Origin of the sequence: Evansella cellulosilytica DSM 2522, assembly GCF_000177235.2 — a bacterium.
In the GTDB taxonomy this organism is placed as follows: domain Bacteria; phylum Bacillota; class Bacilli; order Bacillales; family Salisediminibacteriaceae; genus Evansella; species Evansella cellulosilytica.
Map to the genome: position 1 here is coordinate 4,393,897 of NC_014829.1, position 13,135 is coordinate 4,407,031.

Below are 13,135 nucleotides of genomic sequence, written 5' to 3' on the forward strand. Positions count from 1 at the left end.
TGTTAACTTAACTTTGTTGTTGATTTTCACTTCAGGCTACTCGCTTGCCGCGGGCAAGGCTTCAGCTAATCGGGGGAAACCCACCCCGATGGATCTTCAGCTCTTGCTTTTCCCGCAGGCGTCTCGTATCCTTTCGTTTCAATCAACAATTGCACAAAGTGTAGTAATTATGCTGATACTGAATAATAAGTTCGACATTTGGGGAGGTAATCATTTTTTCATACTTTTTATAAATTGACACGTAAGGCTCAATAATTATGAAATTCATTCTAATACAAAAGAGGGAAACACATTAGGTTGTTTTTCACCTATTGTGTTTCCCTTTTTGGTAATGTGTGACGCGTTCATTAGTTTCCTTCTTCTCCCCAAGATCCAATGTATATTTCCTTTTCAATTGTATCTTCATGGCCGTCTTTTTCTGCAAATATTAACGCTTTATATACGCCAGGCTTTACTTCCATCTTCACATCTTGTTCAAACATTCCTCTGTCTATGTTTGATTGTACATCGACGTAATCAATAAACTGAAACGTATCAGGGTCATACAAAGCAATTCCAAACGTATCGATGCCACCAGGGAAATACACTTCATAATGATATTTATGTGGTTCCGGTGTTTGTTCAAACACGAATGCCATTAATCTTGGATATTCCGGCTCTTCCACAAAGAACAAATATGGCACTTGAATTGTTTCTGAGCCACTTTTCACTTCAATGACGTCGTGATAAATCCCTTCTTCAAATACAGATGGGAAAACATCCATCGTTACTGGTACTGTTTTCGTTTCTCCAGGCGATAGATAAATCGCAAAAGGCACTTTCCACTGAATACCATCAGGCACTTCAAAAGGTGGTTCTATCGTGTACTTCTTTCGCTTATCTGAAAGATTTTCTATCGTGATCTCTACTTTTTTCTCTACTCTTCTATCGGTCCTTAGCCACTTACCGAACGATAATGATCCAGGATACACAAGCGTTTCCGTGTTTAGCGCTTCGTTCATTTGAATTCTTCCTGTTCCTTGGACGTGTGGTGGGTATATCTCTCCTTCTTTGTCGCTAATTGGCTTCGCTGTATTCATAATCGCCGCTTTTATTTGCTCAGGTGTCCAATCTGGATACTTTTGCTTTAAGAGTGCTGCAACTCCAGCTACATGTGGTGCAGACATACTTGTTCCATTCAAATCTTGGTAGCCCCGTGGAATTGTACTATCAATGGCTACCCCTGGTGCAACGACATCAGGCTTAATATCCCATGTGTGGGTCACTGGTCCCCGTGAGCTAAAAGGTGCCATAAAGTCTTCCTCTTCACGGTAAATCGTTCTTAAGATTACCTCTTCTTTCTCTATCTTTTTTAATAAATCTTCCCCAGCTTCTTTTGAAATGCTTACTACCGGGATGCCCATTGGTTCTTCAAGCAAACCAGCAAATTCACCGTCTGTATGGTTAAAAATAATGAGTGCCTCTGCACCTGCGCTTTCAGCAATTCGTGCTTTATACGTAAAGCTTATTTCTCCACGCTTCGCTATGACGATTTTTCCTCTCACATCTTCGTTTGCGTAATCCTCTTTTTTTCCTAATCCGACATATTGAAGAGGATATGCTCTTCTTAACTCCCACTTTTCCGAATTTTGCATTGGTATAATTGGAATTTCATTTTTATCTTGTGCACTTGTAGTCAAATACGGTACTCGCATTGGTGGTGTGGAGGCACCAACAGAAATCGCTTTTGATGACGTACCTGGTGATCCAACCGTCCATAAGTTAGGTCCACTGTTCCCGTTGGAGGTGACAGCGACTACTCCTTGTTCGACTGCTTTATCTAATGCAATACTTGTTGGCCAATCAGGTCCATTTACTGTATTGCCTAATGAAAGGTTGATGACATCTACACCATCTTCGACTGCTTTTTCGATAGCTTCGATTACTTGCTCTGTCGTCCCCATCCCCGTTGGACCGAGCGTTCTGTAAGCATAAATTTCTGCGTCTGGCGCAACGCCTTTCAATCTCCCATCTGCGGCAATGATTCCAGCTACATGTGTGCCATGTAACGTAGGGCGTCCTTCTGTATGCTTTGTTTCCATCGGATCATCGTCCTCATCGACGATATCGTAACCACCGTAATAGCTGTTTTTTAAATCAGGATGCTCATAATCAATGCCTGTGTCGATGACGCCAACTTTTACACCTTTACCAGTTAACTTGTCACCTTCTTCATCTAACATGCTTCTAATTTCATTTCCACCAATGAAGGGGACACTTTCGTCTAGAGATGGTTCATAATAGGCAATCTCGTCTACTCTATTTACATTTAAAAAGCTAGCAAGCCGTTCTGCGTCTTTCCTCTTCACCTCTAGCGAAACACCGTTGTATAGCTTCGTAAATGTTTTGCGAATGTTAGCCGAAGGTATTTCTTCTTTGATTTTTTCTACTAATTCTAATGGGTCACCTAATGCTTCTATAATGTATACTGATTTTTCGTCACTTCTGTCTGGATATGCTGGTCTTTCAGGAAACATAACAGGTGCCGCTTCTAGCTTTGTCGCATTGACCGATCCGTTCTCTATTGCTGGTACGAATAAAATGAGAGTAAGTAAAACAAGGGTAAATATCTTGTTTCTCGTGCTCATGGATGCATCACCCTTCTTTTTTGTATAGTATTGGATCGTTTAATTTGTTGGCTTGTCTGCTAATTTATGACTCCTTTTTAATCATGTTTTTTTATCTTTCCAAGGTCCTTTCATTTTCATGCAAGTGGTTTTTACGTTGTGGAGGATTCGGACGGAGCTAAGAGCGTTTTCAGATGGAGTTATCGATAATTCAGATCGAGTTTCGGTTGAGTTTCACATGATTCAGATCGAGTTTGGTATGATTTAACATTTTAAGGAAAATTATTACGATCTGCTCAGATGGAAAAAAACGCCCCCGGTCCATCTGGAACAACCCGTTCGGATGACGCGAAGAAAATGCAAATATGCTCTCGGATTAACAAAGAAAACAACAATATAAAAAGCGTTTTCTCTTAGATTAACTTCAATACGTAGAACACTCTCCTTGTATTCGGAATGGATTAACTTAAAATCGGTATACCTGTTGCTTAAGATTGAATTCTTCAATATCTTTCTTGTAATAGGTTTCACCGTTGGATATCCAAATGAGGTTAATATAGAAGTCTCCCTATCCTTATCAGCGAAGGAAAATAAGCGGAGAATTTCCGATTAAATTGAAAACTGAGCTTGTTTTGGTCTATATAAGCGGAGAATTTCCGGCTATTCAAACCTAAAGCCCTTTTTTTCAAGAGCTTCGAGTTAATAGGCGGAATCTCTCCGTCTATTTAGCCTGTTTTCATTGCCTATTTTTTAATTAAGGGAAATTTCTCCGCTTATTTATCAGACCGGGTGCATAACCAGAAATCATAATCCATAAGTGCGGAGCCTTATGAGCCCAGACAGTTCTCTTCTCCTTTTCGAATCGCTAGGTTCTGTATAGAGAGCAAATTCACGTATGTTTTAACACCCAAAATAACACCAATGCATACATTTATTCACCCTCGTCAGTTGGTGTGCTAAAAAAATTGCCTGTTGAAACACATAGTATTGCGCTTAAATATTGATATGACAACATAAAAAGGAGATGTAATTAGCGGGCTAATTGCATCTCCAAAAGCTATTGTTTGTTCCGTCTTCTCCCTCTCAACCGAACGGGTTACCATTTGGAAGGGGGCGTGCTACTTACACTCGATTAAATTCATCTGGATTTGGACCGACGCGCTCGTCTTCGTTTAGTGCGTTGATTTTTTCCATATCCTCATTTGTAAGTTCGAAATTAAACACATCTGCGTTTTCAGCGATTCGATGTGGTTTTACCGATTTAGGAATTGTTACAACTTCATTTTGTAAATCCCAGCGTAAAATGACTTGAGATACTGACTTGTTATATTTGTTTGCAATCTCTGTTAATGTCGGATGATCAAGAAGCTGTCCTTGCATTAATGGGGACCAAGCTTCAAGCTGGATATTATTGTTTTTACAAAAAGTGTGTAATTCCTTTTGTGTTAGTTTAGGATGATATTCTACTTGGTTCACCATCGGTACGATGTCACATTGATCAATCACGTCTTGCAGGTGGTGAACTTGGAAGTTACTGACTCCGATTGCACGAATTTTGCCATCGTTATAAAGCTTCTCTAGTGCCTTCCACGTATCAATATATTTTCCTTCAGCAGGAACTGGCCAGTGAATTAAATATAGATCTAAATAATCAAGGCCAAGCTTGTTTAGCGTTTCATCGAAAGCAGCTAACGTCTTGTCATAGCCTTGGTTTGAGTTCCAAACCTTTGATGTAATGAAGAGTTCTTCACGTGGCACATTTACTTCAGCAATTGCTTTACCAACACCTTCTTCATTGCCGTATATTGCCGCTGTATCAATGCTTCTGTAGCCATGCTCAATCGCTGCTTTCACAGAGCTTACAACTTCTTCCCCATCTTGCACTTTAAAAACACCAAGTCCTAGCCAAGGCATTTTCACTCCATTATGTAGTGTTGTTGCGCTTTGTAAGTCTTTTAGCATACGTACACTCTCCTTATTCGTATTTTTATCAAAAATGGTTTGCTTAGGAAGCAAACTTCATTTTTCAACAGAAGTTATAGCTTAACGTAATCTCTCCACTTATGGACTGGCTGCCAATTCAATAATTTTTTAGCTTTTTCGTTACTTAATAACGTTTCGTAGCCTGAAATCTCCTTTTTCAGTTCTACTTCTGGAAAAACGGATGACATTAGTTCTTTACTTTCTATGTCCATGCTCGTTTCATCTGCCGCTAAATTTAGCGCAACCGAGCCAAGCCCGTCCGTTTCAACAGCTAATCGATACGCAGTTGCAGCATCTCTCGTATCAATATAACTCCAAACGATTGTTTTTCTTATTTCTGGGTTATGAATAAAGTCCGGAAAATTTTGATACATTTCTGGAGTAATCACATTCCCTAAACGCATAGATACTACTTGCATGCCTGTTCTTTGGTTAATCATATCAGCTGTTTTTTCATTAACGATTTTAGACAATCCGTAGCTTTCTTCCGGTAATTGTGGATGCTCTTCGTCAACCGGTACGTACTGTGGTGTTAAGTTTTGCTTTGAAAAGCAGATTCCATAAGAGGATTCGCTCGATGAAATGACTGCTTTCTTGATTCCTAATGTGCTAGCGGCTTCAAGAATATTATATGTAGACATTACATTGTTTTCAAATGTTACCTCATTCGGATGAGAATAAGCTACAGGTATTGCTGCTAAGTGGATAACCGCATCCGCTCCAGCTAACACGCCATATACTTCACCTAGATTTGTTAAATCAACAATTACTGTCTGACAAAGCGGCTCTGCTGGATGCTTTAAATCTGCATTGACTACCTCATAGCCATGATTTAAAAATTCTTTTATAACATCTCTACCTAAAAGGCCACTTCCACCAGTTACTACTACTTTTCCCATCATCCCACTCCTCATTAAACTTCTTTTTTGAATCGTTCGTGACACTGTGAAGTATACGCGTTCTATTTTATTTAAACAATTACTGAAATTTTGTAAATATAATAACACTCTGTTGATTAAGTATAGTTAGGGTTAGTTACTTACTTTTATTGTGTTGGTGGTTCGTACGGGGTTGTGCATTTGACTTTTTCGTAGTTACGCATGGTTCACCCAAAGTTACACACGATTTACCAATTTCATTCCAATATTCACTAACGAAAGAGGACTCAAAAGGTAAAACTAACCTTTTAAGAAGGCCACTGAAAAAGTGGCGTTCTTTCACTTTTTCAGTGGCCTAAGCAATGTGTGAAGTCGTTGCAATCGTTTAAAAGCCTGATAGGAATGGGTTTATCCTATCAGGCGCGCAACTGCAATACAAATAAAAGGCACTGAAAAAGTTGTTTTGTACTTTTTCAGTGACCTCCCTTTTTAGTCCCTCTTTAGCAATCGTTATTTTGTTCCAAATAAGCGGTCTCCAGCGTCTCCTAGTCCTGGTACGATGTAGCCTTTTTCATTAAGTCTATCGTCCATTGCAGCTAAGTAGATGTCAACGTCAGGATGGTGCTTCTGTACTTCCTCGACTCCTTCAGGTGCTGCAACTAAACACATGAGCTTCATGTTTTTAGCGCCACGCTTTTTCAATGAGTTGATAGCCTCAACAGCCGATCCGCCTGTAGCAAGCATTGGATCGATGACAATGAATTCACGTTCTTCAACGTCTTTCGGAAGCTTGACGTAATACTCAACTGGCTTTAACGTTTCTGGGTCACGGTATAGACCGACATGTCCAACTTTTGCTGCTGGAATAAGTTTTAAAATACCGTCAACCATACCTAATCCTGCTCTTAGTATCGGAACAAGCCCAAGCTTTTTCCCAGCAATTTGTTTACTCTTGGCTAAGCCAACTGGCGTTTCGACTTCGACATCTTGTAGCGGTAGGTCTCTCGTAATTTCAAATGCCATGAGGCTAGCTACCTCATCAATGAGCTCACGAAACTCCTTTGTACCTGTATTTTTATTTCTTATGTAAGTTAACTTATGTTGAATAAGCGGATGATCAAAAACAAACACTTTACTCATTTAAAAAGCTCCTTTTTGTTTCAATGACACATTGTCATTGAAATATTTTTCTGTTTTTCTCCACATTCTCTTTGAAAATTCTACATAAAAATGGTGTGTGATTCAAGCAACAATTTACTTTTATCTTATTATGTTACTTATTTTTCACATTTATCATCTATTATTTTGAGGGAACCGCTATGAATGGTGTATACTGAAACGGTAAATTTAGGCTGATGGATGGAGTGGAAAATCACTTGAATTCGCTATTATACTTTCCTATTTATATTTTTCCGATTATTGGTGTTGTTGCAGTTGGCTTCTTTTTTTCTGAAAATCGTAAAGAAGAAGCACTTTTTTTAAAGTTGGTTGGTTTTTTCTTTCTCGGTACGCTAATTTTTTGGTACAGCTTTTTTCCTATTGCAGTCGGACTAGCTGTTGGTTTTTATCTTATCCATCGTTTTCGCAAGGTAAATGTGAAAGCGAAGAGAATCGTGCTTATTTGTGGATTTATCGTTGCTGTTATTAGTGAATGGATTGTTTTTTAAATAGGAATAAGAAAAGAAACGCCCTAGCTGTATCGAGCTGGGGCGTTTCTTTTCTTACCTTATTATAGAGAGTATTTGTCGTAAAGTGGGAATTGTGCTGTTAATGCTTCCACATCTTTGCGTGCTTTTGCTAGTACTTCCTCGTTGTCGTGTGCTTTCAATACAGATGCAATAATTTCACCTGTTTTTGCCATTGCTTCTTCATTAAAGCCGCGTGAAGTTGCTGCTGCCGTTCCGATACGAAGGCCGCTCGTTACGAATGGACTTTCTGGATCGTAAGGAATCGTGTTTTTATTCGTTGTAATCGCTACTTCGTCCAGCGCCTCTTCTGCAATTTTTCCAGTAATACCTAAGCTACGAAGGTCTAAAAGCACTAGGTGGTTGTCTGTTCCACCTGATACTAAATCAATGCCGTTTTCCGTTAATGCTGTTGCTAAAGCTACGGCATTCTTTTTCACTTGCTCTGAGTATTGTTTGAACTCGTCAGTAAGTGCTTCACCTAATGCCACTGCTTTTGCAGAAATTACGTGCATTAATGGACCGCCTTGAAGCCCTGGAAAAATGGCTTTATCGATTTTCTTGCCGTATTCTTCTTTACATAGGATCATCCCACCGCGAGGTCCGCGTAACGTCTTGTGTGTTGTCGTAGTGACGAAATCTGCATATGGTACGGGGTTTGGATGGTGGCCAGTTGCTACTAATCCAGCAATGTGAGCCATATCTACCATTAAGTAAGCGCCAACTTCGTCTGCAATTTCACGGAACTTTGCAAAGTCAATTTCTCTTGGATATGCTGATGCACCTGCTACGATCATTTTAGGCTTGTTTTCTACCGCTTTCGCGCGCACATCCTCGTAATTGATTTTCCCAGTTTCCTTGTCCACGCCGTACTCAATAAAATTATATTGCTTACCACTGAAGTTTACTGGGCTTCCGTGTGTTAAGTGCCCACCGTGGGATAAGTTCATGCCAAGTACTGTGTCACCAACTTCTAAAAATGCAAAGTAAACAGCCATGTTCGCTTGTGCACCAGAGTGTGGTTGTACGTTTGCATGCTCAGCACCAAATAGCTCTTTCGCACGGTCTCTTGCAATGTCCTCAACAACATCAACATGCTCACAGCCACCGTAGTAACGCTTATGCGGGTAGCCTTCTGCATACTTATTTGTTAATACAGATCCTTGCGCTTCCATTACAGCTTCTGAGACGAAGTTTTCTGACGCGATTAACTCAATGTTCGATCGCTGGCGACCAAGCTCTGCTTCAATCGCTTTATATACTTCTACATCTTGCTTTTTTACTGCAGGTAATTTACCAGTTTGTGTTGTAGTCACGGGGGAATCCTCCTTCTAATCGTAAAAAATAGTTCTCTCTTAAGTAAAACATTTTAAGAGTATGCCGAACTGGTTTTCTTTCATAAATTCTATCTTCTCTTAAAATGAGAGAAATTTCAATCATTAATGACAAGATTGGTTATTTTTTCCCGTATGATAAATCGCTCGTTCACCGCCGATTAGCTTTGGACGAGTCGTCGCCATCGTCATATGCGCTTCGCCAATCGTTTTTATTTTACTCCGTACCGGTACTGCAACTCGCTTTAAGTGCATACCAATGAGTGTGTCGCCTATATCTATTCCTGCATCTGCTTTTATTTCTTCGACTAAAACAGGGGATGTCATGTTTTCAAATGCGAAGGCTGCCATGGATCCTCCTGCAGATGGAATAGGGATAGCGGAAACACGCTCGTAACCGTATTTGTCTGCTACATTACCTTGGATAACTAACGCTCTATTTAAATGCTCACAGCATTGAAAAGCGAGATCGACACCTGTTTTCTCGGCGAAATCGTGCAATGCAGTCCAAATTTCTGCCGCTGCATCAACTGTGCCTGCACTCCCTATATGCTTTCCAATAACCTCGCTCGTACTCGTGCCAACTACGAGCAGCTGGCCTTCTTCTAGCTTTGCTACCTCTTGAAGATCATCCAACACTGTTTTTACTGAATGTTTGATCGATGAAAAATCCAACAGGATTCTCCCTCCTTTGTAGTAGACGAAGGAATGAAGGCTGAGACACCTCACCCTTCATTACCTTTGTTTTCGTATTCTGCTATTTTTCCTATTCTTTGGAGATGACGTCCACCTTCAAACTCCGTTGATAGCCAGATCCGTACAATTTCCAATGCAACTCCTGGGCCAATTACACGTGCGCCCATCGCTAACACGTTCGTATCGTTATGCTCACGTGTTGCTTTTGCGGAAAATAAATCATGTACAAGTGCACAGCGTACACCTTTTACTTTGTTCGCTGCAATTGACATGCCGATGCCTGTCCCACAAATAAGAATGCCACGATCGACATCTCCTCTTGCGACTTTTTCAGCTACTGGCAAACCATAATCAGCGTAATCGACAGATTGAGAACAATCACATCCGGCGTCTTCTACTTCTATATTCATCTCGTTTAATAATTGCTTGATTTGCTCTTTTAGATCATATCCTCCATGATCCGCTCCAATCGCTACCTTCAATTTACTTCCTCCTCATTTCCAACGACGTTGTTCCTCTATGTCTATAGTAGCGTATATACGAAATTTTCCAACACTTTTTTCTCGTTTTATAAGAAAAACGTATAACAGCTTCATCAAGCTGTTATTAAAGTCTTTTCTTTAACTCGATGGAATTTCGCCGAAGACTTCATACGACTTAGTTTTCCTTCTCAAGCTTTTCTATCAATTTATTTATTGCTTGTTCAATTTCTTTAGCTGTGTTTTCATACATTTCTTCTGTCCCACCATACGGGTCACTAATGTCAAAGCCAGGCAGTTCAGAGGCAAGCTGATAAATTGCTTCTTGTTCGTTTTCTAATTCTCTTATCAATTGCTCTCTTTGTTCTTCTGTATTTTGCTCATTCCCATGCAATGAAGCCCTTTTTAGTTCAAACTGTGCTACACGCTTTTTAAAGCGTTCTAGCTTTTCTTTCGTTTCTTTATCCTCGTAGACAAATTCCTTTAATGTAAATGTGTGATCTGCCTTTTCAGGGTATTGCTGAATAACCGCACTTTTATGAGATTCTGTCATTGCCAAAATAATATCTGCCCATTGTAAAAGCTCTTCATCGACTGGTTGTGACGTGTGGTTTTCCTTCACTCCACGCTTTTCCAATGCGATCCGGGAACCTCCTGACATTTGTGCACCATTCGTCGCATAAATACCAGCAGATTTAGCTGTTACCGTGTTATTCGATTTCTTATGCTCAAAAAGTCTCTCCGCGAGTGGACTTCGACACGTATTACCTGTGCAAATAAATAGAATATTTTTCATAAGGTATGTTCACCTCTCTACTGAAAATCAATGTATATATGATTTTATCATATTTACTCGCTATTTTTTATTATGCTGCAATGATAATTTTGACACCGAAGGCAATGAGGATAGCGCCACCTAGCCACTCACTGTACCCTCCTATAAAGTTCCCCATTTTTCTTCCGATAATGAGTCCTAACCATGTCAACACGGCACTCATCCATCCAAAGCTCACAATCGTCACCCACGTTTTTGCTCCAAGCATGCCTAAACTAAGCCCCGCTGAGAAACTATCAAGACTAACACTTATTGAAAATAAAAGAAGCCCCCATCCTGTTGGACTGAGTACTGGCCCACTATTGTCTTGAAAAGTAGAGACGATCATTTGTAAACCTATAAAGACTAGCACGCCCCCTCCTATTACGAAGGCGAATAGTCCAATATATTGAGATAATAGTTTTCCTAAAAAAATCCCGATGAGAGGCATTAAAACGTGTAATCCTCCTACGGTCATTCCTATTGTTGCGATATGCCGATACCTTAATTTTGCAAGACCCATTCCAATAGATAGTGAAAAGGCGTCCATACTTAAGGCAAAAGCCATAAACCCTATTGTCAACAATTCTCCTAACACGTTATCACCCCTAGGACTAGCTATAAGTAGAATATGCAAGTCCAAAGGAAATTATCTCTATTTTTTAGTAGGGATAGGGGGGCAAGTTTCGGGTGGGTTATGCATGGTTTGGACGGAGTTTCGCGTGATTACTGTCGATTTTCGTGCATCATTGGACGGTTTTCGCATGATTCCGGCGGAGTTTCACACGCTATACCATTTAAATGTAAAAAACAGCATTCGGTGATTGGAATGCTGCTCTTAACTAATCTTGTTTAATGATCGTGCCGCCTGCGGCTTTTTTTAGGCGGTTCATGATTGCACTTCCAAGGCCAGTTTCTGGGAAAACTTCTGTGAAAATGATATCTACTACATTTTTATCAAAAGACCTTAACGAGCTATAGAGTGTTTGCGCAACTGTGGATAAGTCTGATCTTTTACCGAGAATGACCTCTTGATTCGCTCGGGTCAACCCTTTGTTTTCTTCTGTAACAAGTACACCTACTTTTTTCCCGTTGTTTATCGCGTCTTCTACTATTTTTCTAAAAAAGTCTGTGCTACCGTCAATCAGCTGCAAAGGTGCATCTGGTGCGTAGTGTGTATACTTCATGCCTGGTGATTTCGGTGTGTGGTCGGCCGCTACTAATGCAGGATCAACCTCAACGACACCGACGATTTCCTCTAACGCTTCCTTTGAAATTCCACCTGGGCGAAGGAGCATGACCGTTTCGCTGGTGCAATCAACAACAGTAGACTCTACTCCTACTCCAGTTGTGCCACCATCGATGATTGTGGATATCTTTCCGGCTAAATCTTTCCTTACGTGATCAGCTGTCGTCGGGCTCGGTTTTCCAGATGTATTGGCACTCGGTGCTGCCAAAGGAACATTCGCTGCTTCAATAAGCGCGAGCGCCACTGGGTGATCTGGCATTCTTACTGCTACTGTTGACAATTGAGCGGTTACCCTTGTGGATAACTTCTTGTTATGCTCAAGCACGATCGTGAGTGGCCCGGGCCAAAAAGCATCTATTAGTTTTCTTGCAGAGTTTGGTATGTGTTTTACGTAATGCTGCAGTTGTTTTTTATTGGATATATGTACGATTAAAGGGTTGTCAGACGGGCGTCCTTTCGCTTTAAAAATCCGCTCAATCGCTTGATCAGATAATGCATTTCCCCCTAATCCGTAAACCGTTTCTGTTGGAAAAGCAACGACCTCATTACTTGCCAATTGGGTTGCTGCACACTGAATTAATGGATGTTCCTTTAAGTTTTCCACACTATTATCCACAGATAGTATATTTGTTTGTTGATTTGTCATGTAAAAACGTCCTCCTTGCTGTATATATTTTGCTTCTGTTCGACTAGAATGTCAATATGTGTGGAAAACAATAGGGTTATCCACAGGAGGCGGTGGATAACCCTATAATTATTGTGTATAAACCTGTGTTTTTTGTGTGAATATCAATATTAGTTATTCACAGCTTCGGTTTTCTTTAAAATTGGTAGTTGTTTTTCCTGGTGAGCTTGGACGTCTGACATTACTACAAGCTCTTTAGGAAGTTCATTTACGAGTGTTTTCGTAAATCCTAATTGTTTGAGGAACCCTGCTTCATTAGCTGCTAGTAAATAAATATCCTTTATTCCTGCGTTTTCAGCATAATGTAGTGTCGCCTCTAAAAATTCTAGTATAAAAATAGACGTTATTTTTTCCGAGTCTACTACTAATGTTCGAATTAATCCTATTGTCTTCGTTACTTCCTGTATGCGTACGACGGCGACGAATTGACCTTGCTCATCTTCAGCAACGAGATATGACGACCAATCGGTGGTGGCGGGTTGCTTTGCTACTCCTACTTTGGCGATAAAATGCTGGACTTGTAGTGCATCTTCTTCTGAAGCTTTTCGAACGATATAGCTCACGATTTCCACCCTTTCTATTAAATGAGGCTTGTATTGTATACATATGTTAGAAGGGTGGAATTATTACTATTTTATGAGATTTTTTAATAGATTACTTTTTTTGTATAAAGAAGTCTTAGCAATGGCTATACTCGCAGTGCGGATTGCATTTCATTAAAGCTAT

The 13,135-nt window shown here is 40.1% G+C and carries 12 protein-coding genes; 1 reads left to right on the plus strand and 11 read right to left on the minus strand.

The window, feature by feature from the left end:
* Positions 1–347: 347 nt before the first annotated feature.
* The 4 genes from BCELL_RS20115 to upp form a co-directional block, all read right to left on the minus strand.
* Positions 348–2,627 carry a S8 family serine peptidase gene (locus BCELL_RS20115; RefSeq protein ID WP_013490633.1) on the minus strand — a complete coding sequence of 760 codons (2,280 nt, stop codon included), beginning with the start codon at positions 2,625–2,627 and terminating at the stop codon, positions 348–350.
* A 1,101-nt stretch (positions 2,628–3,728) separates the two neighbouring features.
* On the minus strand, positions 3,729–4,568 hold the full coding sequence (locus BCELL_RS20120; protein ID WP_013490634.1) for an aldo/keto reductase: 840 nt from the start codon (positions 4,566–4,568) through the stop codon (positions 3,729–3,731).
* A 74-nt stretch (positions 4,569–4,642) separates the two neighbouring features.
* Entirely contained in the window at positions 4,643–5,488 is an 846-nt protein-coding gene (locus tag BCELL_RS20125; protein ID WP_013490635.1) for an NAD-dependent epimerase/dehydratase family protein, read from the minus strand.
* A gap of 489 nt (positions 5,489–5,977) precedes the next feature.
* Positions 5,978–6,607, minus strand: coding sequence for a uracil phosphoribosyltransferase (gene upp / locus BCELL_RS20130; protein ID WP_013490636.1), 630 nt, complete (start codon positions 6,605–6,607; stop codon positions 5,978–5,980).
* A 236-nt stretch (positions 6,608–6,843) separates the two neighbouring features.
* On the opposite strand from upp, the gene BCELL_RS20135 reads away from it, so the two are divergent.
* Complete coding sequence (locus BCELL_RS20135; RefSeq protein WP_041808450.1) at positions 6,844–7,134, plus strand: hypothetical protein; 291 nt, start codon at positions 6,844–6,846, stop codon at positions 7,132–7,134.
* A gap of 62 nt (positions 7,135–7,196) precedes the next feature.
* Here BCELL_RS20135 and BCELL_RS20140 read toward each other — a convergent pair whose 3' ends face one another.
* The 7 genes from BCELL_RS20140 to BCELL_RS20170 form a co-directional block, all read right to left on the minus strand.
* Positions 7,197–8,468: a serine hydroxymethyltransferase gene (locus BCELL_RS20140; RefSeq protein ID WP_013490638.1), complete on the minus strand. Its 1,272-nt coding sequence runs from the start codon at positions 8,466–8,468 to the stop codon at positions 7,197–7,199.
* A 123-nt stretch (positions 8,469–8,591) separates the two neighbouring features.
* A complete protein-coding gene (locus BCELL_RS20145) occupies positions 8,592–9,161 on the minus strand; it encodes a TIGR01440 family protein (protein ID WP_013490640.1) in 570 nt (189 codons plus the stop codon).
* A 50-nt stretch (positions 9,162–9,211) separates the two neighbouring features.
* Positions 9,212–9,664, minus strand: coding sequence for a ribose 5-phosphate isomerase B (gene rpiB / locus BCELL_RS20150; RefSeq protein ID WP_013490641.1), 453 nt, complete (start codon positions 9,662–9,664; stop codon positions 9,212–9,214).
* 175 nt (positions 9,665–9,839) lie between these two features.
* On the minus strand, positions 9,840–10,457 hold the full coding sequence (locus BCELL_RS20155; RefSeq protein WP_013490642.1) for a low molecular weight protein arginine phosphatase: 618 nt from the start codon (positions 10,455–10,457) through the stop codon (positions 9,840–9,842).
* Between the two features lie 70 nt (positions 10,458–10,527).
* Entirely contained in the window at positions 10,528–11,043 is a 516-nt protein-coding gene (locus tag BCELL_RS20160) for a manganese efflux pump MntP (RefSeq protein WP_049786720.1), read from the minus strand.
* A 274-nt stretch (positions 11,044–11,317) separates the two neighbouring features.
* Positions 11,318–12,370, minus strand: coding sequence for an L-threonylcarbamoyladenylate synthase (locus tag BCELL_RS20165; protein ID WP_013490644.1), 1,053 nt, complete (start codon positions 12,368–12,370; stop codon positions 11,318–11,320).
* A gap of 149 nt (positions 12,371–12,519) precedes the next feature.
* Positions 12,520–12,972 carry a GNAT family N-acetyltransferase gene (locus BCELL_RS20170; protein WP_013490645.1) on the minus strand — a complete coding sequence of 151 codons (453 nt, stop codon included), beginning with the start codon at positions 12,970–12,972 and terminating at the stop codon, positions 12,520–12,522.
* Positions 12,973–13,135 lie beyond the last annotated feature (163 nt).

Bases quoted from the DNA above. Each gene is read 5' to 3' on its own strand.
- BCELL_RS20120 (WP_013490634.1), bottom strand. From the start codon at position 4,568: ATGCTAAAAGACTTACAAAGCGCAACAACACTACATAATGGAGTGAAA.
- BCELL_RS20165 (WP_013490644.1), bottom strand. From the start codon at position 12,370: ATGACAAATCAACAAACAAATATACTATCTGTGGATAATAGTGTGGAA.
- BCELL_RS20155 (WP_013490642.1), bottom strand. From the start codon at position 10,457: ATGAAAAATATTCTATTTATTTGCACAGGTAATACGTGTCGAAGTCCA.
- BCELL_RS20115 (WP_013490633.1), bottom strand. From the start codon at position 2,627: ATGAGCACGAGAAACAAGATATTTACCCTTGTTTTACTTACTCTCATT.
- BCELL_RS20160 (WP_049786720.1), bottom strand. From the start codon at position 11,043: ATGGCTTTTGCCTTAAGTATGGACGCCTTTTCACTATCTATTGGAATG.
- upp (WP_013490636.1), bottom strand. From the start codon at position 6,607: ATGAGTAAAGTGTTTGTTTTTGATCATCCGCTTATTCAACATAAGTTA.
- BCELL_RS20125 (WP_013490635.1), bottom strand. From the start codon at position 5,488: ATGGGAAAAGTAGTAGTAACTGGTGGAAGTGGCCTTTTAGGTAGAGAT.